At 54.4% G+C, this 22,205-nt stretch carries 11 protein-coding genes, 2 tRNA genes, 1 pseudogene and 2 riboswitches; of the genes and pseudogenes, 12 read left to right on the top strand and 2 right to left on the bottom strand.

Features of this window, described 5'->3' with window-relative positions; genetic code table 11:
• The first annotated feature begins 3 nt into the window (after positions 1–3).
• Together QOX26_RS02040 and QOX26_RS02035 are read left to right on the top strand one after the other, a co-directional pair.
• Positions 4–78: transfer RNA gene (locus QOX26_RS02040), tRNA-Glu, on the top strand.
• A 2-nt stretch (positions 79–80) separates the two neighbouring features.
• Positions 81–156, top strand: a tRNA-Val gene (locus QOX26_RS02035).
• Between the two features lie 53 nt (positions 157–209).
• On the opposite strand, the gene QOX26_RS02030 is transcribed toward QOX26_RS02035, so the two are convergent.
• On the bottom strand, positions 210–1,442 hold the full coding sequence (locus tag QOX26_RS02030) for a tyrosine-type recombinase/integrase (RefSeq protein WP_283673210.1): 1,233 nt from the start codon (positions 1,440–1,442) through the stop codon (positions 210–212).
• Between the two features lie 274 nt (positions 1,443–1,716).
• Here QOX26_RS02030 and QOX26_RS02025 point away from each other — a divergent pair, with 274 nt between their 5' ends.
• The 10 genes from QOX26_RS02025 (at position 1,717) to QOX26_RS14320 (ending at position 20,575) form a co-directional block, all read left to right on the top strand.
• Positions 1,717–2,160, top strand: a complete 444-nt coding sequence (locus tag QOX26_RS02025; protein WP_283673209.1) for a hypothetical protein — start codon at positions 1,717–1,719, stop codon at positions 2,158–2,160.
• Between the two features lie 789 nt (positions 2,161–2,949).
• A complete protein-coding gene (locus QOX26_RS02020) occupies positions 2,950–7,434 on the top strand; it encodes an InlB B-repeat-containing protein (protein ID WP_283673208.1) in 4,485 nt (1,494 codons plus the stop codon).
• 93 nt (positions 7,435–7,527) lie between these two features.
• On the top strand, positions 7,528–7,746 hold the full coding sequence (locus QOX26_RS02015) for a hypothetical protein (RefSeq protein ID WP_283673207.1): 219 nt from the start codon (positions 7,528–7,530) through the stop codon (positions 7,744–7,746).
• Positions 7,724–11,407, top strand: a complete 3,684-nt coding sequence (locus QOX26_RS02010) for an S-layer homology domain-containing protein (RefSeq protein WP_283673206.1) — start codon at positions 7,724–7,726, stop codon at positions 11,405–11,407. Before QOX26_RS02015 ends, QOX26_RS02010 begins: the two co-directional genes overlap by 23 nt.
• Before the next feature lie 97 nt (positions 11,408–11,504).
• A riboswitch (cobalamin riboswitch) is annotated at positions 11,505–11,697 on the top strand.
• 128 nt (positions 11,698–11,825) lie between these two features.
• A riboswitch (cobalamin riboswitch) is annotated at positions 11,826–12,035 on the top strand.
• A gap of 287 nt (positions 12,036–12,322) precedes the next feature.
• Positions 12,323–13,225: a hypothetical protein gene (locus tag QOX26_RS02005; protein ID WP_283673205.1), complete on the top strand. Its 903-nt coding sequence runs from the start codon at positions 12,323–12,325 to the stop codon at positions 13,223–13,225.
• 30 nt (positions 13,226–13,255) lie between these two features.
• Positions 13,256–14,917 carry an S-layer homology domain-containing protein gene (locus QOX26_RS02000; RefSeq protein WP_283673204.1) on the top strand — a complete coding sequence of 554 codons (1,662 nt, stop codon included), beginning with the start codon at positions 13,256–13,258 and terminating at the stop codon, positions 14,915–14,917.
• A gap of 24 nt (positions 14,918–14,941) precedes the next feature.
• Entirely contained in the window at positions 14,942–15,973 is a 1,032-nt protein-coding gene (locus QOX26_RS01995; protein ID WP_283673203.1) for a DUF4430 domain-containing protein, read from the top strand.
• A complete protein-coding gene (locus QOX26_RS01990; RefSeq protein WP_283673202.1) occupies positions 15,973–16,905 on the top strand; it encodes an energy-coupling factor transporter transmembrane component T in 933 nt (310 codons plus the stop codon). The genes QOX26_RS01995 and QOX26_RS01990 overlap by 1 nt, the downstream gene beginning before the upstream one ends.
• The gene (locus tag QOX26_RS01985) at positions 16,902–17,894 is read left to right on the top strand and encodes a TIM barrel protein (RefSeq protein ID WP_283673201.1); all 993 of its coding nucleotides are present in this window, start codon (positions 16,902–16,904) and stop codon (positions 17,892–17,894) included. The genes QOX26_RS01990 and QOX26_RS01985 overlap by 4 nt, the downstream gene beginning before the upstream one ends.
• Complete coding sequence (locus QOX26_RS14320; protein ID WP_331488460.1) at positions 17,861–20,575, top strand: energy-coupling factor transporter ATPase; 2,715 nt, start codon at positions 17,861–17,863, stop codon at positions 20,573–20,575. Before QOX26_RS01985 ends, QOX26_RS14320 begins: the two co-directional genes overlap by 34 nt.
• A 510-nt stretch (positions 20,576–21,085) precedes the next feature.
• Here QOX26_RS14320 and QOX26_RS01970 read toward each other — a convergent pair.
• Positions 21,086–22,047: pseudogene (locus QOX26_RS01970) on the bottom strand (IS3 family transposase).
• Positions 22,048–22,205: the final 158 nt, after the last annotated feature.

The raw sequence follows: 22,205 nt of genomic DNA, 5'->3' as shown, positions 1-22,205 counted from the left end.
TCCGGCCCGTTGGTCAAGCGGTCAAGACACCGCCCTTTCACGGCGGTAACGGGGGTTCGATTCCCCCACGGGTCACCAATGGAAGTTTAGCTCAGCTGGGAGAGCATCTGCCTTACAAGCAGAGGGTCAGCGGTTCGAGCCCGTTAACTTCCACCAAAAGAATTGTCCCGATAATCGGCTTAATTGCTTGATTATTGGGACTTTTCTATTTATATAGTTGCCATTTTTATATTTTCCGAGTAATCGGTTTCATCGAACTTTTGTACTGTTTTGACCCCTTTTGTACCTTCTACTGTTGCACCTACTGTTGCACCTACTGTTGCACCTATTTTCGCGATTTTGTCGGCGGCATCCGATAGAGTATCTTCCCGCATGTGGGTATAAATTTTTGCTGTCAGGGTAATCGACGAGTGTCCCATCAAATACTTCGCTACATTGATTGGAACGCCGGCAGCTTCTAGGTCGGTGCAGTACGTGTGCCGCAGACAGTAAAGCTCAAGGTCTTGCGTAATAGCATGCTTTACCACGACCGGCTTTCTTTTTGCATAAACCGTATTTCCGAAATCATCCTTCTGAACCTCTGCTCCGAGATCAATATCCATGTCAAATCGAAACGAATCCCACGCACGCTTTATTGCTGTGTGAGCATATCGCGTGCCATGCGTATTTAACAATATATATTCGTCCAGATTATCGGGGAAGTGAAGCGACTCCCAAAGCGCTGGTGGTATCGGAATATCCCGGTTTCCGGATTCGGATTTTGGGTCTCCAATGGTCCCGTCTTTCTTCAACGCCTTTCGCACCATTACGCGTTGGTTTACTCGGTCGATGTCAGACCACTTCAACGCTACCGCCTCTTGCGGGCGTAGACCAACGTAGAGCATTATTTTTATCGCTAAGCCAAAACGGTGCGATGATGCAACGCGCAGCAAGCTGGTGCGTTCTACGTCCGTTATGCTGCGATGAGTTCCATCGGATGCCATTGGACTGCTAACGTCTTCTGATGGATTGCGGCGAATGATACTATCTTTTACAGCTTGCCGAAATATTGATTTGATTGTTACGATTAATTTGTCGCAATGCGTTTTTGACATTCCGGCTTGACTGTTCATGATGTCTTGCAGATTTGTAGGGCGAACATCGCGCACCCGTAATGAACCAATCGCGGGAATGATATGGTTGTTGATTCTTGCAACATAGGACTTATACACAGTTTCGGACACGGTTGTGGATTTATATGTCTTCGCCCATTGCAAGGCGTAGTCCGTCACCCTAATATCATCCTTTATGACGGCAGTCCCGTCCTCGCGCTCCTGCAGCGCCTTCGCTGCTCTCTTGTCTGCATCACGCTGGCTGACGGATGACCTGACATAATATCGCTTACCCTCAAACCAATAGGTTGCGGTATGTAGCTTTTTCCCTTCGTTTTTCTTTCTGGGCATAAAAATAACCCCTTTCTTTCCACAATTGAGTATGGTAAAATAGGGGTACTGAGGATGTTGCAATTTTCAGTACCCTATGTAATCCCGTCTCGGCCTGCTACGCCGGGGCGGGATTTTTGTCATCGCGCAGCCTTATTCAAGGTTTGCTATGGCGTAGTCAGCTTCTTCAGCTGTAATGCTTTCTGGAGGAAAATATGAATGATGTAAGGGTTAAAGTGTGTGGCAAAGAATATCATCTGTTATTTAACGGATATGCGATGTTCGCAGGCAGGAGGTGTTCGGTGATAAAAATCCGAGCGATGTCGTGTATGAAAACACGGCGGATGGATTTGTTGATTTGTGCCGCGTGTTTTGCATTCTTGCAGAACAGGGCGAACTTTCCAGACGCTACGAAGGACATGATAAAAGCGAAGTGCCCGACGAGGGGATGCTGCGAGTAAAGACTGCACCGTACGATGTGATTGCCATGCGGCAAGGCGTAATCAGCGCCATTACAAACGGGTACAAGCGCGAAATTGTAGAGGATGAAACCGATCTCGGCCTTGCTGAACTTCAAAAAAAGAACGAAAAACTGAGCAAAGCACACTACCTCAGACCCGGAGCAGTAAATGGGCTGGGAGCAAAAGAGACAATGATGCTTCCGGTTGGAGTGGTATTTGATCTGCTTGAAATCTATATTCGTGCGCACCGACCGGCAAAGAACGATACGGACACATAAAAAGACCGCCCATACAATGGACGGCCTTAGTTTTTTCGTGTTCAATAATCGCTCTAGCTTCCCCTAACGAAATACCGCGTTGGTGTGCTAGATTTGCAACCGAAAGATTAATCCGGCGCATACGGCTATCTTCTATGTTTTTTCTAATAACGTAAATGGCCCCACAAATGCCGCCCGCCACGGCTACACAGACACATATTACTCTGTACATAGGAAGTACGTCGAAAACTGGCTGCAATGTGCTGTAATCGCTCGGAATATAAGCGCACACGGCGGAAGATTCTATAATCGACGTTTGCCATTTCCCGTTAAATTTGATGCGGCGACAAAATCCAAGGTCAACGATCGAAGTGCGTTTGCATATGTATTCGCTATTTATAAGCTGCTTCCGACTAACAGCGAACGCCATCAGTTTATAGCAGAACTGAAAGATTTATTTTATCGACACCAATTCGTTCAGCGAATTAGGATTGGGTTTCCAGATTGTTGGGATGTATTATTGGAAGACCAGATGATACACCAATGATATATAGTGCACTCCACTGGTTGCGTTTAACTCTGGTGTCCAAATCTGACCCCAGACGCAAAGATACCCCCGACCGTTTGGCCGGGGGCTGTTGTTATTTAGGCATACATATTTGTAAGATTCACTTCATCCCCAAAGTACTCGTAGTATCACAATACAGGGGGCGATGGCTGTGTATAGGATTATAAGGAACGAAGATGGTCGGTGACATTGCTTGGTATACTGCGGATTCGGAAAAAGAGACTTTTGAACTCTCAACGGAAATGGAGTTGTGCGGACTGGCCTCTCTGGTCAATGGAACGGCGGTAGACGCAGAGGGAGTGCCGATTCCGGCGGTCAATTTTACGAACAAGAAAATCAGCCTAACCGCCGACATCCTCGTCAAGGGCGGTGACTGGGTGCCGATCGGCACGGAAAATACCCCGTTCCGGGGCACGTTCCGCGGCGGCGAGCACATGGTAAGCGGCTATGAAATTCACGCTTCGGAACAGTATCAGGGGCTTTTCGGCTATACCGGCGCTGCTAAAATTTTCAATCTCAAGGTGAACGGAAGCGTTCAGAGCAAGCAGTATATCGGCGGTCTGGTCGGCTATTTGGGCGACGGCTCGGCGCTGGCTAACTGTGTCAATCTGGGCGATGTGACCGCAGCGGGTAACGTCGGCGGCATCGCGGGTTACGTAGGCGAAGCCTCGGTTTTGTCAAACTGTAAAAATAAAGGCACGGTTAGGGGCACGGCAGCGGTAGACTTTGTCGGCGGCATTGCCGGACTGACCATGGACAATACCAAGGTGATGGGCTGCTCGAACAGCGGCGCGGTCACAGGCGGCAAGCGGTACACCGCGGGCGTGATCGGAAATCCCTATGCAGGTGCGGACGTAAGCGGCTGCTCCAACACGGGCGTTATCACGGGTGCGGGCGACTATACCGGCGGTGTGATTGGCGGGTTGGACAGCGGCGTGATTCAGATGCGAGACTGCTGGAACAGTGGAGCTGTGACAGGCGGCGGAAACTATGTCGGCGGTGTTGCAGGTGATTTAGGACGGGCGGCATCTGCCGATTCACTGGTCAGCGGCTGTTATAATACCGGCGCCATAGTCAGTACGGCAAGCAGCTCGAGCGTGGTGACCGGCGGTGTGTTCGGCGGCGTTGGCTTCGGTTACGGTGAAAACTTTGACCGCTGCTACAACACCGGCTCGGTGACTGCCAAAGCGGGATCGGTTGGCGGCATTGCAGGCAATATCGGTGCATTTATCTCCAGCAGCGCACCCGTCAAGGAGGGTGTTACCGTCCACGACTGCTATAATATCGGCGACATCGCCGGCGGCGCAGCGGCAGGCGGTATTCTGGGTGCTGCTTACAATGCAGCGGATTATTTGATGTATGCGTGCTTTAGCACGGGTGATGTATCCGGCACGGCGGCGGGTGCACTGCAGGGCAAGAACATTGCTGAGGGTTCGGGCGGATACTATTTAAGTGCGGCAGTGATTGCCGGAACCGCACCGACTAATGCAGATCGCATGCAGGCGCTGGATCAAGCGGCATTTTCGGGCATGGAACTGCCCTATCTGCTCAACACGCGGGATGATTCTGCGGCAAGCAGCGGCATCTGGGCACAGGGCGACCCGGTTCCGACCTTTGCAATCGCTGCCCAACCGGCGGTTTACCGCATTTCGGATGCAACCGAAGAGGGCGGCAGCGTACTTTTTGCAGAGGATACATCGGCACCGCAGTATTTTGAAGTTGGCGCACAGGTATCCTTCCGCATTGTGCCGGAACAAGGCAAAATTGTGGGGTCCTATACCCTGCGTAACAAGTCGGGCGTTGATTGCCCGCACATAATGACCGAAAGCGAAAATGTATGTACCATTACACTGTCCATGCCAGAGCACGGTCTGTATGTGGGGGCGGACTTTATACAGGCGAGCGCCGACCCGGCCGTGCAGTATACCGTTACCCTGAAGGGTAACGGCGGCAGCTGGTCTGACGGAAAAACCGAACGGACACTGGCGGTCACGGCCGATGCGCGTCTCAGCACACAGACCTTTGAAATGCCGGTCTGGAGCGCGCGTGGATTTACAGGCTGGTATTTGGATGCGCAGTGCACGCAGTCCTATAATCCGACAACTGCCATTCAGGCGAATGTAGAACTTTATGCAGGTTGGCAGATTGGCTATATTGCAACCTTCGACGCAGGCGAGGGCGCGTGGGAAAATCCGTCCGGACGAGAGGTGTTTGTCGCGCCGACCAAGGATGCAAACGGAAACAATACGACTGTGGTTACACGTCCGCAGACGACTCCGGTACGTGAAGGCTATGTGTTTGTCGATTGGTATGCCGATGCGGACTGCCTGATCGCCTATGACTTCAGTACTGTCATCACTGGAGACGTTACCCTTTACGCTGGCTGGACGCCGGAGGGTACTTATCAGGTGATTTTTGATGCAAATGGCGGTCGTATGTCCAAGGATGCGCAGCAGGCGGAGCGAATCAAGATTACGGTACCTAAGGGCGAAACAATGCGAGCGCCGCAGGATCAGGGGTATACGGTGACCAAGGAGATGGCCGCAAATGGTGAAGAATTTACGCTGCGCGGCTGGTATACTGCACCGAAAACCGGACGTAAGTGGGGCTTTGATACGGTGGTCAGCGAAAATATGACGCTTTATGTGCACTGGGATGGGGATAAGCCAGCGATTGAAGGCGGTACACCGGATCAGCCAATGGGCGTTGAGGATCTGGAACTGCTGATCGCGCTGCGCGACAGCGTTAACAGCGGTACAACTTATGAGACGTACTATTTTGAACTGACGCAAGACATTACGCTGCCTGAGGATTGGGAGCCAATCGGCAAGACCAGCAGCAAGTTTATGGCGTACATCAAGGGAAATGGTTACACAATGACGCTTCCCGCAGGAAACAGACCGCTGTTCGGACAGGTCAGCGCGGCTGAAATCACCAATTTGAATATTTACGGCGAGCAGATTGACGGCGCGGGTCTGATTGAAACCTATGCGGTGGACAAAAAACGCCCCTATGTGGTCAAGATTGAGGGCTGTACCATTAAATCCGGCTCGCAGGTACGCCGGTCGGGTTTCCTGGGCGGATATGCTTCAGGTAGCGATGTGGTCTATATTACCAACTGTACGGTTGAGTCGGGAGTTGTTATCGGCTACGACAAGCAGGAAAGCAACATAGGTGCGATTTCGGGTGATATTAACGGCTATATTACCGGCTGTGTGAGCTATGCGGATGTCTACGGCGTGGATAAGGTCGGTGGTATCGCAGGTAGTAAGGGGCAGTCAATGGGGCCGTTCGTCGTTCAGCAGTGCTATTCCGGCGGTACGGTCACCGCGAGCGGAAATTATGCGGGCGGCATTGTCGGCAGCGGTTATATCGCCAGCTCGGCTCCCTCCTCTCCCTGCGTTCAGATTATAGACTGCGGCAGTACGGCTGCAATGAGCGGTTCGGAGTACGTCGGTGGCATTTTGGGCGCGGAGGGTCCGTCCTCCCCCCCGTCAAACGGCTTAGGATACATACAGAACTGCTTCTGGGCAGGCGATTCGATTGCGTCCGATGGCACGATGGGCGGCATTGTCGGATTCTATCCAACCGTAAATACCAACGTGTTTATTTCCAACAACTATTTTGCAGATCCAACTGCCGGCGGGGAAGCAGAGACTGCTGACGCGGGCCTGCAGGGCATCGGCAAGGTGAATAACAATTCGCTGACAGGGTTTGAGCCGGCGTCGGCCTGCGCGATAAAGCCTGCCGCGGCGTTTGCAAACGGTGAGGTTTCGTATCTGCTGGACGGCGGCGAGGGCGAGCACCGCGAGCTGTGGACGTTAGCCGACGGCCTGCCCAAGCTAGGCGCACCTTCGTACTACCGTACGGCACTGGAAAAGAATGCCGAAGGAGGTACAGCAAAGCTGATTGGAAATAATGAGAGCGAAGCTTCGGTCTATCAGCCCTCCGGTACGATGGTAAAGGTAGAAGCCACACCAAGCAGCGAAATCAAAATAACAGAAAATGCGGACGGCAGCACGACCACAACATCGTGGAAGCTGAGCAGTGTGACGGTAAAGTATGCAAATGGCGATACGGACGACATTACTAAAACCATGTCCCTCACCACGCGTTCCGAAAACGCGGTCGTGACAGCGGTGTTTGAGCAGGTCAGCGAAACCAAGAAGCCTTCGTCGAAGCCGGACAAGCCGAGTGGAGGTAACGGTTCAGGCAACGGAACCGGTACAGGCACCGGAAATGGGACGGGTGCGGGCACCGGCACCGGTACAGGTGAAACCGGAACCGGAACCGGCAATGCAGGCGAAGGCTCTGCGGGTATCGGTGACCACAATTCTGCAGGCAATACCGGCAACAAAACAGAGGAGAATGCTTCCACAAGTCAGCAGCATACGACCGATAAAACCGATCAGAGCACATCGTCCGTGATATATCCGCGCCCGGTACAGGCGATGGCGGAACAGGAAATCACCCAGCCTGACGCACAGTCAAATGCCAATGAGGGCGCGGCACAGGGCGGCTCTCAGTCGGGCAGCGGATTGGAAGGCTTGGATACCCAGCCGGAGGAGGACAAGAATGAGCCGCAGACAGAAATGACGGTATTTGAAATCGTCAAGCAGACGGTTCAGGATAACCCGCTGCTGGTGATTCTGATGGCGCTGATTATCGCGGCGCTGATTACAGCCGGCGGCATCCGTCGCTACCGCAGGAGCAAAAAGAACGGATGAGAGCCGTAAGGGAATAGGCCCAGCTTAGAAACGGGATGTCAAAGACAGCCGGACATCCCGTTTCTTTTGGTATGAAAGGGAGGATGCATCAAAATGAAGCATCAGAAAAGTTGGAAAAGAGCCGGTTCGCTTCTGTTGGCGTTGCTGCTTGGTTGCGGGATGCTGCAGCCCTCTGCATATGCGCTGACGGATGTGCAGCCCGCCGCATCGCCTTCAATCACAGAGCAGGCTGCGGAAGCGGCATCCGCGTTGGCGGTAACGCTGACAACAGCGGACGGAGGCGCGGTGAGTGCGGGGGGGCTACCGGTATAAAAGCGGGGATCGGGCAGTTACGCTACGCGCACAGGTCGAACCGAAGCAGACGGAGTGCACCTATCAGTGGTATCGTTGGAGCGGTAAAAACGCATATGTTCCGGTTGTGTCGGAAGGCACCAATCTGCAGACTTACACACTGCCCACTACAGAAAACGGCACCACGGGATATTTCTGCATGGCCGTCTGCACCGTGGACGGTAAGCGCGATGAAGTAAAAAGTCCCACGGTCGTGGTGACGGTCAGCGCGACAGCGGCGCAGCCGCCGGAAATATCCACACAGCCACAAAGCGCGGTATATCTTGCGCGGACGAGTACGGTCACCGCGCTCAACGTGGGCGCCAAGGCGAGCGACGGCGGCACGCTGACCTATCAGTGGTACAGCAGTTCGGATGGTGCGCGCTATACCGCGGTCGAGGGAGGAACGGGTGCGAGTTACCAACCGGCGGCGCCTGACGGAGAAGCCAAAATCTCGTACTATTGCGAGGTTACAAACACAGTTACGGGCGAAACCGGGGCGATTTATACCGCAAAGCGGCAGTCGGACGTCGCAGTGCTTCGGTTTCAGGGGGCGTCGGCGATTGGCGGGAATTGGCCGGGTGCGGACACAGCGGAAAACCCTTTTCAGCTGGCGGACGCGGCGGCGTTGACGACGCTCAGCAAGTTGGCCACTGAACAGGGGATTCCATTCAATAATTATTGTTTCAAGATGACGGCGGACATCACCCTGCCTGCGGACTGGGTGCCGATTGGCGCAATGCCGGGCAAAAACGGGAGCGGAAAGTCACCGTTTTCCGGATTGATTGACGGCGATGGCCATACGCTGACCATACCCGAGGGCGGACTGCCTTTGCTGGGTTGTGTGCGCGGCGCGGCGGTTCGCAATCTGAATATTTTCGGCAAGAAAATCGCGGGTCATGGTCTGGTCAATCACTATATCGTGGATTATGGCCCGACCGGCAACTACTGGGCCTATACCAGCGCGGGATATCCCACCACAATTGACATAGACCGCGTCACGCTGAAGTCCGGTTCGAGCACGCTGGGTTCGGGTCTAATCGGCGGCTATGCTTCGGGTGCAAACGTGGTGCACATCAGCAACAGTGTGATTGAAGAGGGCGTCGTAATCGGTTATGACGGTGAGCAAAGCCAGATTGGCTCGTTCGGCGGCGCTTTCAACGGCTCGCTGGACAATTGCGTCAGCTATGCAGAGGTTTATGGAAAGGATTTTGTCGGTGGATTAATTGGCGGAAAAGGGCAGGCCATGGGTTCGTGCAGCGTGCGGGATAGCGCGTTTTACGGCACGGTCACCGCATCCGGCAATTATGCGGGCGGCATCATCGGCGGTGGATATGCCGCGGCATCAGCGCCTAATACGCCTTGCGTGACGGTGGAAAACTGTCTGGTGACCGGAAAAATCACAGGACAGGATTATGTAGGCGGCATTCTGGGCGCAGAACCCGCGTGCAAGCAGTGCTGGGCCAACGGCATCGGCTATCTCCAGAACAACCTGTTTGCCGGCACGCTGGATGTGACGGGTTCGGGTGCATATGTCGGCGGTATTGTCGGCGGAATGAAGTCGCTGGATCGCTATAATATCATTGCAAATAACTATTATCTGGACTCAGCCGCATCGGCGGGCATCGGCGGTGTGGATGAGGTGGATACCAAATCCAGCGGCTATGGCCGAAGCGACAATCCCACCGGTGCGGATGCGGACACGCTTGCCAAGGCGGTGACGGCTGCACAGCTGGCTGATGGCACGGCCTGCCGACTACTGAACACCGGGCTGAACAGCAGTGGAAACTGGGTGCAGGCGGGCGCGATGCCGGGCTTCGGCGACAAGGTGCACCTATCGGTGCTTCAAGTATCCGGTTACACAACAAGCTATCATCAAGGCGATGTACTGGACACAAAAAACATGGGGCTCACTGCGGTATACAGTGACGGAAGCGTGCGTGAGCTGTCACCGAAGGATGTGATCTTCCGCGGGTTCGACAGTATCACGACAGGCACGAAGGATGTCACCGTGCTTTATGACAACCATTTTGCCGTGATGTCCGTCAGTGTGTATGCAGGCACGGCCAGCCAATCGGGAGACACAATCACAGTATCCTTCTCGCTGCTGGGCGACGACGCACACGGAGAACAGAGCGGTACGCATACGCTTCGGGACGGCGGTCTCATGACTTGGATTGGCAAAGCGGACTATACGGTGGATGCGGATGCGACAGTTCGGGATGTGTTTGAAAAGGCACTGCGTAAAAACGGCGTGTCATGGACAAATCCGAGCGGGAATTACATCGACAGCATTACTTCGAACGGCGTCCGGCTGTCTGAGTTTACAAACGGCAGAAATTCCGGCTGGATGTATACCCTAAACGGTGTGCACCCCCAAAACGGAGTGGCTGAGCAGAAGCTGTCCAACGGGGATGAGATTGTATTCCATTATACAGACGATTATACCAAAGAGCAGGGGTCGGAGCAGTGGAACACAAATGAGCAATACTATGATAAGACGATGGAGCTCAAGGGAACCCGGATTGGCACAACGGCAGTCGCCGCACTGTCCGCCGCTCAGATTGACCTGCTGCAGCAGAAAACGATTAAGAACCTCTATGTGAAGGTGACCGACACGGCAGGCGCGGACAAGCTGATTTTCACGTTGCTGCAGGACACGCTGCCAATTCTGTGCGGCAGTGACACCAGTCTGCATGTGCAGGCTGATACCGTGGGTTCCATTACCTTGAATCACGCGGCGCTGATGGCAGCAAAGGAAAGAAATGCAGCAACCACACAGTTGGTGATGGAGCGCGGGACGGGGTTCGGTCTGGTAAGCGCCGCGCAGATCGCCGAACATCCGGTTTATGAAGTGAGCCTGCTGACGGACGGTGTGGACGTTTCCGCGCTGAGCGGCAGTGCCGTGCTGACATTGCCCTATACGCCGAACGCACGAGAAAATCCCGCCAAGTTGACCGTCGATGCGCTGTGCGAAGACGGAAGCCTGCAGTCGGTCACTGATGCGGCGTATCAGCCAGAGAGCAAAGGCGTTGTGGTGACTACGGATACGTTGGGTGCGTTTGCCGTTCGGTATGATCAGAGCCGGCAGATTATCTTTTCCGATGTGCCAAACGGGCACTGGGCCAAGACGGCGATTGACGCGCTGACGCAGCGGGACATTGCCTGTGGGGATACTTATACAACCTTTGCGCCCGACAAAAAAATCACGCGCGCTGAGTTCACAGCATTACTGTTCCGATTGAGCGGGGACAGCCTGCCCGGTGAAAAAACAGCATTTGCCGATGTACGGTCGAGTGACTGGTATGCGGATTGTGTCGCATGGGCGGTACAGCATCAGATTGCTGCCGGCGAAAGCGAAACGCGTTTTGCACCGGACGCGCCGATGATTCGTCAGGATATGGCGGTCATGGCGCTGCGGTATGCCGAATACAAGGGATTGCAAACGGATGATGCAGGTCAGAAAACAACCTTTGTGGACGGCACGGAGATCTCCGATTATGCGCAGAACGCTGTCGCAGTGTTGAGCGGGCTTGGTGTGATTCACGGTAAGGAGAACAGCCGCTTTGATCCATTGGACAATACAACGCGTGCAGAGTCGGCGTGTCTGATTGATGCGCTGTCACAGCGGCTGACGGCATAAATATAAGACGAGTTTCGGTTAAAAGACATAAAAGATTCAAGGTCGATTTGGATTAATTGCAGTTGAAAAATGGGAAACGCTATGCTATGATAATAAAGTAAATAAGAGTTTTTTCGGTGGACAGCCGCGCAAGCGGCATGTCTGAAAATGGGAAGCGGGTGAGAATCCCGCGCAGCTGCCTTTACTGTGATTGGTGACGAAGAAGCAGAATGCCATTGGCCGCAAGGCTGAGAAGGCGCTTCGGAGGATGAGCCATAAGTCAGGAGACCTGCCGAAAAAAGTTCCATGCTTTCCGGGCCGGGAAACAGGGCGCAAGTGAAATGGGATTCTTTTCATGGAATTCAGGGTTTGCGTTTTCAGCCCCGTTCGGATGCACCGGACGGGGCTTTTATTTTTAAAACTTTATAGTTCATTGCAAAACAATTTACCGGCTAACAGTTCTTCTCGCTACCGCACTGGCTGCGGAGCGTCAAGCTAAGAGGGAATCAGGTGAGAATCCTGAACAGTCGTGCTGCTGTATGCGTGCAGCTCATCTCCATATCCATTGCGGTGCGGGGTCGTATCGTGAGAAGGCGGAGAAGAGCGTTACTGCGCAAGTCAGAATACCTGCTGGAGGCTGCTACCATTTACAACACGCAATTGTGAAATGGAGGGGTGCATTGTTCGGTTTGTCATGCCTGTTTGAAGGTGTGTCCGAATGGCATCGCTCGATTTTATATGTGGTAAGCAGCATTTAGCAGAGGGAATTGTTTCGGTAGGGCGGCGTTTTACACGTGCGCCCGTACAGACGATTTCATTTCAAAGGTGCGGTTTATCCGCACCTTTTTATCATTTTGAGCGAGTCGGCCTTGGGAAAAACGATCAATGTCCCCGTGAATGCGGTTTTAAGCTGCTTTTGCTGCAAGGGGGATGATGATGAAAACTGCAGGTAAACAATGTGAGCGGCAGGCTCAATGTGCATGGGCGCAAAATCCGGTGCGTGCGGAGAGCAGGTGGAGGAAGCGTGAGCCGGGAAAGAGCCAAAAGGTGCTGACCGCTCAGGAGTTAGCCGGCTGCCGCAGCCTGATTCAGAGAATGGATCGGTATGCAAGAGAAAACGGTGCGAATTTAACGGTATGCGATGCTGCGGTATGGGAAATGCTCGCGCCTGGCAGCGAAATTGGTGCTCAGGTGTATGAAAGCTTTACCGACTGGGAGCTGTTGGACATTTTGCGCAGCCGACATGCGCAGGCCAGCAGAAAAAAACACGCACAGCAGGATGAGGTGCACAAGGTATATGCAGCCTACTTGTGCAAGCGGTTCGGCAATTGGCAGAATGCAAACGAAACAGCGTTTCCGACCAAACGGCAGAGTGAGCGTTATCGGTCGCGCGCGCACAGCTATATTCGAGGGTTGACGCAAGACGCTGCGGAACCGACATACCTTCTGCTTGCCGATCAGGAGGCAGGGCTGCTGTATCACCGCCGTGCGGGCGAGGCGATCAAGGCGCTGCAGGCGCGGTTTCGCGATGCGTCGTTCCCTCAGATTGAGAGCTACCTTGCGGTTTGCATGCAGCAAGATTGGGAGAATGGGTTTCCGCAGCAGCGTGCCGATGCTACCAAGGTGGCATTGTGGCTGGATGTGATGCGCCGGCTATACGCGCAGCTGCAGCGCACGCCGCTCCGCTTGGAGGTGCCGCACACCGTCGCGTTTGGCCTGTGGCGTCACTGCGGTTCATGGGGTGCGGCGCTGGCGCTTGCCGGCCTGTCGCCGCTGAGCGAGGCACAGCGGCACGCGGCGGCCGCACAGTATCGAAAGAGTCATTCAATTGCTTATTGAGAGTAACGCAACAAAAGGAGGAATTTTAGGATGAAACAGTTCAGGAAAACAACATTAACACTGATTACGGTAGTCGCAATGCTGCTCAGCTCGATAACGGGTGCGTTTGCGGCGACAAGCGAAGCATTGTCATCCGCGGTCAATGACACGGCGTCCTACATGTATAAAACCGTCGCCAACCCGCAGGTGGGTTCAATCGGCGGCGAGTGGGCGGTCATCGGCTTGGCACGCAGCGGCTATACGATTCCGGAGCGCTATTATCAGGACTATTACGCAACAGTCGAGGCATATGTCAAGGCGTGCGGCGGCGTGCTGCATGATAAAAAGTATACCGAATACTCCCGGCTGATTGTCGCCTTGTCGTCCATCGGCAAGGATGCGCGAAATGTCGCAGGCTATGATTTGACCAAGGCGCTGGGTGATTACGACAAGACGATCTGGCAGGGGCTGAACGGCCCGATTTGGGCGCTGATTGCGCTTGATTCGCGCGATTATCCGATGCCGGTCAACGTGCAGGCCGCAACGCAGGCTACGCGTCAGATGTACGTCGACCGCATTTTGGATTGCAAGCTTGCTGACGGCGGATGGTCGCTGTTCGGCGGAACGAGCGCGGCTTCCTCGGGAGACGGCGTATCCGATCCTGACATCACGGGTATGGCGCTGCAGGCACTGGCAAAGTATCAGGATCAGGCAGCGGTCAAGACCGCGACAAATCAGGCGCTTGCCTGTATGTCGAAGCAGCAGGATGCTTCGGGCGGCTTCAGCTCATGGGGCACGGTCAATTCTGAAAGCACCGTGCAGATTCTGGTTGCGCTGACCGAACTGGGTGTTTCGCTGGACGATGCCCGCTTTGTCAAAAACGGCAAAACCGTGCTGGATAATTTGCTGACCTTCTACAAGCAGGGGGAAGGCTTCCTGCACACGGCCACCGGTTCCGGCTCCAATCAGATGGCGACGGAGCAGGGATTTTACGGTCTGGTTGCCGCGCAGCGTGCCGCACAGGGTAAAAACAGCCTGTACCGCATGAGCGATGCGATTATGGTTGCCGACACGGCCGCAGGGTCTGCAGCAGGCGAAGGTCTGGAGGGTAAGCACGCCGATGTGAAGTCCGTGCCGGTTTCCGCGCCTGGCGTGACCTTTTCTGATATTATTTTCAGCAAGAATATCTCCGCAATCGAGGCACTTGCGTCCCGTCAGATTATCAATGGCAAGGGCGACGGTACATTCGCGCCGGACGCCGGCATGACCCGCGCCGAATTTGCAACCATCACGGTCAAGGCGCTTGGCTTGTTGCCCAAGGAGAGCGGTAAGTTTGCCGATGTTGCCGCGGGCAGTTGGTATGCAGGCTACGTCGGCACGGCGAATACCTACGGCATTGTAAACGGCACAAGTGATACAACCTTTGAACCCGAAGGCACGATTACGCGGCAGGAAGCAGCGGCAATGGTTGCCCGCGCGGCAAAGCTGTGCGGCATGGACAACCAGATGGACGACGCGGCAGTGCGCGACATGCTGGCGCAGTTTTCGGATTATGTGACGAGTGATGCCTGGGCACGTCCTTCGCTGGCATTCTGCTATCAGGCCGGTATTTTGGATCAGAGCGATTTGGACATTCGACCCAAGACCGCGATCAAGCGCGGGGAAATCGCTCAGATGCTGTTCAATATGCTTGGGCAGGCCAAGCTGCTATAATCAGGAGGGAAAGGGCGAGCGCATATGAAAGAGAAGCTTTCCAAAATCGGACAGAAGCTGAAACTATATAAAAGACAGCTAATCGTAGGTGCGGCCGTCCTTGTCGTGCTGACAGCCGCATTTTGGTACGGCGGCGGTGCGCCTGGTCTGCAGGGGTGGAGCGTGCAGCAGCCGTCGGTCGCAACCGGAGCACAGGACACAGCGGCGGAGCGGCAGGCCGCGCGCGATGCGCATGATGCGGCGCAGCAGGCACAACGCGAAGAATGGGCGTCCAAGGTGCAGACGGACGACAGCGAGCAGACCGAGCAGAAAAAAGAACAGGACGCACAGGTCGGTTCGGAGCAGGAAGCTGCGGCGCCTGCAAAACCGAGTGAGGGGCAGGCTGACGCGGCGTCCGACGGGATAGAATCGCGTCCGGGCGGCAGCGAGGGCGGCATGACCGTGCAGGAAAAGCTCGAGGCCGCGGTGGAAATCGCGGGGGGATCATCACCCGGGGTCGAACAGGGCTCGCAAAGCTATTCGGCAAGTCAGGGAATGGTGATTGATGCATCGACCGGCAAGGATCAATACCTGACGGATCCCGTGCCCGAGGGCAAACCGGTTCCGGTTGAGCCGCAGAACGTGAAGGTTTCGGATGTGGCCAAGACATGCACCCTGTCCGTGCGGTGCGACACAATTTTAAACCATATGGACTGGTTGAATGTCGACAAGGTTGAGTTGGTTCCGCCGGACGGCGTGATTTTCGCCGAAGCATCGGTGACCTTCTATGAGGGCGAAAGCGTGTTCAATCTGCTGCAGCGTGAAATGAAGAAGGCTAAAATCCATATGGAATTTGAAAACACTCCGATTTACAATTCGGCGTATATCGAAGGCATCAACAACCTCTACGAATTCGACTGCGGTGAGTTGTCCGGCTGGATGTACAAGGTGAACGACTGGTTCCCAAATTACGGCTGGTCGCGCTATCAGCTCAAGGAAGGCGACAAGGTCGAGTGGGTGTACACCTGCGATCTCGGCGTTGACGTAGGCGGCTATTATTCGACGGGCGGTGAATGATGCGGGACGCGTTTTCAAGCTACCATCCGGCGGTAAATTTTCTGTATTTTGCGCTGGTGCTGCTGTTTACCATGGTTTTCATGCATCCGGCAGCACTGCTCATTTCGCTGATCGGCGCTTTTGCGTGGTCGGCTTATCTCGGCGGCAGGCGTGCGGTGTGCATCAACCTGCTGTACATGGTGCCCATGCTGCTGTTGACCGCGCTGGTTAATCCGGCCTTCAACCATGAGGGCGCGACCATGCTGCTTTATCTGCCGACCGGAAACCCGCTGACGCTGGAATCCATTTTGTACGGCTTTGCGGCATCCACCATGCTGATTGCGGTGCTGTGCTGGTTATCCTGCTACAACAAAATCATCACCTCGGATAAATTCGTCTATCTGTTTGGACGGATCATCCCGGCGATGTCGCTGATTTTATCCATGGTGCTGCGATTTGTTCCGAAATTTCAGCAGCAGCTCAAGACGGTATCGAACGCCCAGAAATGTGTCGGACGGGATGTGTCCAACGGGTCGCTGTTCTCGCGCGCAAAGCACGGGGTGAAAATCCTGTCCATCATGATTACCTGGGCGCTCGAAAACGCGATTGAAACGGCGGACAGCATGAAAAGCCGCGGCTACGGCCTGCCGGGCCGCACAGCCTTTTCGATTTACCGCTTTGACGAGCGCGATCGAGCTGCACTCTGGACAATCGGCGGACTAGGCGGCTATATCCTGATGATGGCGCTCGCAGGCGGGTTTGGCTATCGGTATTTTCCGACCTTCCGCATCGCGCCGTGGGATGCATGGTCGGTCTCGGGGATGGCGGCATATATTGGGCTTTGCCTGACGCCGCTCATCATAGACCTTGCGGACGATTACAAATGGAAGCGTTTATCAGCGCGGCAAATGACTGATATAAAACGGGGCAATGCCGGGGAGGGGACTGCATGAAACAGGTGATGAGCCTGCCGCTCGACAGCGAGACGCTTGCCCAGTATTCGGATATACAGGCTGCCTGCCGGAATGCGCGGTGCGACGGCATCGAAGCAATCTGGGGCGGTACGGATATTCCGGATACGGTGTCCGCGTCCGCCTGCATCGGCTATCATCTGACTTTTTATCCCGATTGGTTGGACTTTTGGCGGGAGGACAAGGATGCGCTTCGCCGCAAATTCGGGAGCGATTCGGTCTGGCAGGAGTTTTACGGCGGTTCCACTCGTCAGAGGCTGCTTGATTACTACGCGGCCGATTTGGATCGTGCGGCGGCGTTGGGCGCGGAATACGTAGTCTATCATGTGTCGGACGTGTCGGTCGACGAAGGGTTTACCTTTGACTGGCTGCACACCGACGCCGAGGTAATCGACGCCGCTGCCGAGGTCATCAATCTGCTGCTGGACGGACGGCGGGAGAACTTCACTTTTCTGATGGAGAACCAGTGGTGGCCGGGACTGACCTTTACCGATTCTGAAATGACCTGCCGGCTGCTCGACCGAGTTGAGTATGAAAATAAGGGCATCATGCTGGATTTCGGACATTTGATGTGCTGCAATCCGCGGCTGCGAACCGAAGCCGATGGCGTTCGGTATCTCCATGCAATGCTCGACGCACACGGAAATCTGTCTCGGGCAGTCCGCGGCGTGCATCTGCATCAGTCGCTTTCCGGCGAGTTTCTGCAAAACCATACCGGCTGGTTGCCGGAGAATCTGTCGGATGACTACTACGCACGTTACTCGGCCAGCTATGGGCAGGTCATGCAGATTGACCGGCATGAACCCTGGCACGATCCGCAGATTACGACCGTGCTCGACCGAATTGCACCGGAATTTCTGGTGCATGAACTGCGTGCTGATTGCCGGAGCGTTCGCGAACAGGCAATCGCCGTGCAGCAAGATACATTGATGAGAGGATGGGGGAAACGTTGCAGTCAGCCTATCGCATAACGAATCTTACCTTTACTTATCCCGAACAGACCCGGCCCGCTCTGCGAGATGTAACGCTTCAGATTGATAAGGGACAGTTCGTAACCGTCTGCGGCAAGTCGGGCTGCGGCAAGACGACGCTGCTGCGGCAGCTAAAAAGTGTGCTTGCGCCGCACGGCAGCAAAACGGGCGGCATATTTTTTGACGACACGCCGCTCGATGCGCTCGATCAGCGCGCACAGGCCGAGCGCATCGGCTTTGTGCTGCAAAGTCCGGATAATCAGATTGTGACCGACAAGGTGTGGCATGAACTGGCATTTGGACTGGAAAGCATGGGCTTGGACACGCCGACTATCCGCCTGCGCGTAGCGGAAATGGCCAGCTTTTTCGGCATTCAGACCTGGTTTTATCAGAATGTAAACGAGCTGTCCGGGGGGCAGAAGCAGCTTTTGAATCTTGCAGCCGTTATGGCCATGCAGCCGAGCGTGCTGATTCTGGATGAGCCGACCAGCCAGCTAGACCCGATTGCGGCGGCGGATTTCCTTGCGACAGTCGGCAGAATTAACCGCGAGCTCGGCACGACGGTACTGCTCACCGAGCACCGGTTGGAGGATGCGCTGCCGCTGTCCGACCGCGTAATCGTCATGGACGAGGGCGCGGTCATTGCGGACGGTGCGCCGCGCGCGGTCGGCACGGCGCTCAAAGCGCGCGGACACGATATGTTCCTCGCCATGCCCACACCGATGCGCATCTACGCGGGGGTGAACAGCACGCTCGAGTGTCCAATCACCGTGCGGGACGGGCGGGACTGGCTCACTGCGCACGCACAGCACAACACGGTCGAACAGGTTCCGGAACGAGCGGACACCACGCCCGACACTACGCCGATGGCGGAGCTGTCCGACGTATGGTTCCGCTACGAAAAAAACGCGTCTGACGTGGTCAAGGGCGTTTGCCTGACCGTGCCGCGGGGCGCGTTTTACGCAGTCGTCGGCGGCAACGGAACGGGAAAAACGACCACGCTGTCGCTGCTGTCCGGCGTGCACGAGCCTTATCGGGGCGAGGTACGGCTGGACGGGCGCAAAATCACCGAAATTTCCGACCGTGAGAAATTCGGCGGTCTGCTCGGCGTGCTGCCACAGAACCCGCAGGCGATGTTCGTCAAAAAAACAGTTGAGCTTGACCTGTATGAAATGTTGTCCGATCGCAGTCTTTCAAAAGCTGAGCGTGCGCGTAAAATTGCCGATGTAACCGAATTATGTGAACTCGGACCGCTACTCGGGCAGCACCCGTATGATCTTTCAGGGGGCGAGCAGCAGCGCGCAGCGCTGGCCAAAGTGCTGCTGCTCGAGCCGAGGCTACTGCTGCTCGACGAGCCGACCAAGGGGCTGGACGGGCATTTCAAAGAAAAGCTGGCGCGCATTTTGAAGCGGCTGCAGACTTCGGGCGTTACAATCATCATGGTCAGCCACGATGTGGAGTTCTGCGCCAGATATGCTGACCGATGCGCCATGTTTTTTGACGGGACAATCGTTACGGAAGGTACTCCGCAGGCGTTTTTCTCAGGCAACAGCTTCTATACGACGGCTGCCAACCGCATGGCGCGCGGTCTTCTGCCCGGCGCTGTGACGGCGGAGGATGTGATACACGCCTGCGGCGGCAAGGTGGACGAGCCTGATTTCGCGCCGACGCCGCTTTACCGCAAAAAAAGTGCGCAGGCCGAGCAGGCGCGGGCGGAAAAGCCTGTCCCGAAATGGCGCAGGGCGCTGGGGTATGGACTGGTTGCGCTGGCGCTCATCATGACCTATTGGATTGTTCGGGGCATGCCCGTTCCAGTAGGAAATGATATGGCGGCGAGCGGCCTCGTGCTGCTGCCCAACAGTTGGGGGTATGCAATCGGACTGCTGGCGACGGTACTGTGCGCCGTCAGCGGTGCGGCGCTGCTGACACGGCGCGCTGACCTGCCGCCTGAGACGCTGCAGGCTGCACGCGGAAAACGCAGGCTCAGCCCGCGCACAGTCGCAGCGGCCGTCATGATTCTGCTGCTGATTCCGCTGACGCTGTATGTCGGGACGTTTTATCTGGGCAACCGAAAGTACTACTTTATTTCGCTGCTGATCGTGTTGGAAACCATGCTGCCGTTCTTCCTCGTGTTTGAGCGCAGAAAGCCGCAGGCTCGTGAAATCGTCGTCATTGCAACGCTGTGCGCCATCGCGGTGGCCGGCCGTGCGGCCTTCTTTTTTGTGCCACAGTTCAAGCCGGTCGCGGCGATCGTAATCATCGCGGCGGTGGCCTTTGGCGGAGAATCGGGATTCCTGGTCGGCGCGGTGAGCATGCTTGCGTCCAATGTGTTTTTCGGCCAAGGACCGTATACGCCGTTTCAGATGTTTGCAATGGGCATCATCGGTTTTCTCGCTGGCGTACTGTTCCGAAAGGGCATTCTGCGGCGAAATCGTGCCGCGCTGTGCACCTTCGGCGGACTCTCCGTATTTTTTATCTATGGTTTTATTATGAATACTTATACCGTATTCCAAACCCAGGCGCATATCACCTGGGGCATGATTATTACAGCCTGTACTGTCGGTGTGCCAATGGATTTGATTCATGCGATTTCAACAGTGTTTTTCCTGTGGGTTGCAGGTCCGGCACTGTTGGAGAAACTGGATCGCATCAAAACAAAGTACGGGATGATTGAATCGTAGAGCAAAAGCATGCTTTTTGAATGGGTACATCCCTTGTGGTATTAATGCATGATAAATGTCTGCCATATATCAATACAGCAGACATTGGTGCCAAGCGAGAACGAGGGGGGCGGCGTGTCAGGTACAAATCTATAAAACGGGGGCGAAGTAACGGTAAATGCAGACACGGCGTCGAGTTTGCATGGGGGTGTTGGCTGCTATACTCATTCAAACACGTGGTGTCCAGCCGCAGCGCGCAGGAAAAACAAGGATGTATCATCCGGTGCGATGTTTCAATAAGATTTGCCGATGAATGTTATCATCACTCATCGGCGTTATACGGCCGTGTTGCTTCAGTGAGGGGAAATACATCATATTTGATATTCTGGATGATTTTTCTGCATTGCAGAATTGCACGGTCGAAGTGCTTAACTTCTGACGGATGCCGCACATCAGAAAACAGATTGCTGACTTTCTGGACATTAACACAGTCTTGTCGTGGTCAAGTATTTTTGTAACACCACCACCTAATTATTTCAACGAGAACCTCTTTTCAAAGGGGGTTCGGTAGTCGTTATAAGCGTGGGGGCGAATCTGGTTGTACCAGTTGTAGGCAAATTCCGAAACAGCATGATCCAGCTCAGGAATCGTGTTAAAGTTGTATTGATAAATGTAGTATCGTTCCATGGGCGCATTGTCATAAGGGCATCCGGCATGACTCATGCTTTGCCGAATACCGAGGTCACGGCAGAAATTGCAAGATCTGATGCTATCCATTGATTATTAACACTGGAAACTACACTTCGGTCATACGAATCGATGATGGTGCAGCTATAGCGAATTGTTCCGTTCGTGATATAGAGATAAGTGAAATCCGTACACCAGACATGATTTGGCTTTTCTACAAGGAAATTCTGCTGAAGGAGATTTGGAAACACCTCGTGGGCATGTGACTTTTTGTAGTCAGGTCTTTTCCGTCGGCATACGCATTGGAGATGCAATTCTCTGTTCATATACTTGTGAACGGTTGGCTTGCTTAAGAAAATGCCCCCTTCTTTCCAAAAACACTTTCATGGAACGGTGCCAAATAATACCGCTTAATTCGTGGTAAATGGATTTGATATTTTGGCAGGCTATTGCCTTTTGGTGCTGATAGTCTGCTTTTGCTCGTCTGAGGTAGTTGTAGTATCCATTAGGGCAGATGCCTATTCGGACAAGCAGCCATCTGAGCCCGAACTCTTTTTGAGGCTTATTAATGAACCGATATGCCACTAATCGAACCCCTTCGCAAAGAATGCCGCTGCTTTTTTATGAACAGATTCTCCTTTTCCAGCTCAGCCTTCTCCTGACGAAGTCTACGGACCTCCTCCATGAGTTCTAATGGAGATTTCTCGGTGTCATTTGTTCGCGATATGTGTGTACCCAATTGGAAACTGTGGCCTTGGCTACGCCGTACTCAGCTGCAAGGCTTTCCAGGGTCCGCCATCCTGAATATGTTCTCGGAGGACTTTTTTCTCGTTTCATTCGTAATCCGTTCCACGGCGGCACTTCCTTCCTAACAATCATTATATCTGTTAGGTGGACGTGTTACAAATTCACTTTACCACGACAGATACAGGACGCGCTCACCAATAATCTTCCTGTATTGTGT

The organism is Butyricicoccus sp. Marseille-Q5471 (assembly GCF_951230135.1).
Classification (GTDB): Bacteria; Bacillota; Clostridia; order Oscillospirales; family Butyricicoccaceae; genus Agathobaculum.
The sequence above is the reverse complement of the archived record's forward strand: the minus strand, read 5'-3'. Positions and strand labels throughout refer to the sequence as shown.

Excerpts from the sequence above, each read along its gene's own strand:
- QOX26_RS01995 (WP_283673203.1), top strand. The coding sequence starts at position 14,942 with ATGAAAGAGAAGCTTTCCAAAATCGGACAGAAGCTGAAACTATATAAA.
- QOX26_RS01990 (WP_283673202.1), top strand. The coding sequence starts at position 15,973 with ATGCGGGACGCGTTTTCAAGCTACCATCCGGCGGTAAATTTTCTGTAT.
- QOX26_RS02020 (WP_283673208.1), top strand. The coding sequence starts at position 2,950 with ATGGAGTTGTGCGGACTGGCCTCTCTGGTCAATGGAACGGCGGTAGAC.
- QOX26_RS02030 (WP_283673210.1), bottom strand. The coding sequence starts at position 1,442 with ATGCCCAGAAAGAAAAACGAAGGGAAAAAGCTACATACCGCAACCTAT.
- QOX26_RS02000 (WP_283673204.1), top strand. The coding sequence starts at position 13,256 with ATGAAACAGTTCAGGAAAACAACATTAACACTGATTACGGTAGTCGCA.
- QOX26_RS14320 (WP_331488460.1), top strand. The coding sequence starts at position 17,861 with ATGGGGGAAACGTTGCAGTCAGCCTATCGCATAACGAATCTTACCTTT.
- QOX26_RS01985 (WP_283673201.1), top strand. The coding sequence starts at position 16,902 with ATGAAACAGGTGATGAGCCTGCCGCTCGACAGCGAGACGCTTGCCCAG.
- QOX26_RS02015 (WP_283673207.1), top strand. The coding sequence starts at position 7,528 with ATGAAGCATCAGAAAAGTTGGAAAAGAGCCGGTTCGCTTCTGTTGGCG.
- QOX26_RS02005 (WP_283673205.1), top strand. The coding sequence starts at position 12,323 with ATGAAAACTGCAGGTAAACAATGTGAGCGGCAGGCTCAATGTGCATGG.